Raw genomic sequence first — 946 nt, forward strand, 5'->3', positions numbered from 1 at the left:
ATCGTGGTGGATCAGGAGATGCAAACCTCCGTGCCGGGTATCTACGCCATCGGCGAGTGCTGCGAAATTGACGGCCAGACGTTTGGCCTGGTGGCCCCCTGTCTGGCGCAGGCGGATATTCTTGCCGCGCGGCTGGCCGGGGAGGTCACCGCGCCGTTTACCCTGACCGACAACGGTGTGCGCCTTAAGGTGACCGGCGTGGATCTGTTCAGCCTCGGGCGCGCGACGGCGCAGGCGGACGATGTGGTCTGGAGTTCATGGGATCCGCTGACCCGTCACTATCGACGTTTACTGATCCATCAGGGGGCGCTGGCTGGCGTGCTGCTGCTGGGTGACTGCCGCAGCGCGGCAACCTTTACCGATTTACTGGCAACGGCTGCGCCCGCCCACGCGGACTGGCTGTTCGATCGTTTCACAACGCAACCGCAGGTTGCAGGACAGAACGCTATGACAAAACCTACTCTGGTGGTGGTTGGGCACGGTATGGTCGGCCATCATTTCCTCGAAGACTGCGTTAACCGCAATTTGCATCAGCAGTATCAGATTATTGTTTTTGGCGAAGAGCGCTATGCCGCCTATGACCGCGTGCATCTGTCGGAATATTTTGGCGGACGCAGCGCGGACTCGCTCTCGCTGGTGGCGGGGGAGTTCTTTGCCGATAACGGCATTGAGCTGCGCCTCTCCCAGCAGATCGTTGCTATCGATCGTGATGCACACGTAGTGCGTACCGCCAGTGGCCATGAGACTCACTGGGACAAGCTGGTGCTGGCGACCGGCTCGTACCCGTTCGTACCACCCGTTCCGGGCAACGATCTGCCGGGTTGTTTTGTCTACCGCACCCTCGACGATCTGGACAACATTGCGGCCCATGCGGCAGGCTCTCGCCGCGGTGTGGTGATTGGCGGCGGCCTGCTGGGGCTGGAGGCGGCGAATGCGCTTAAGCAGC

1 protein-coding gene is annotated in these 946 nt (G+C 61.5%); it reads left to right on the plus strand.

Annotated features, from left to right (window positions below; all coding sequences use genetic code 11):
• Positions 1–946: FAD-dependent oxidoreductase (locus DD606_RS25655; protein WP_176691518.1), on the plus strand; the 946-nt coding region annotated here is incomplete at both ends.

Source organism: Enterobacter cloacae complex sp. GF14B (genome assembly GCF_004136805.1).
In the GTDB taxonomy this organism is placed as follows: Bacteria; Pseudomonadota; Gammaproteobacteria; order Enterobacterales; family Enterobacteriaceae; genus Enterobacter; species Enterobacter hormaechei_C.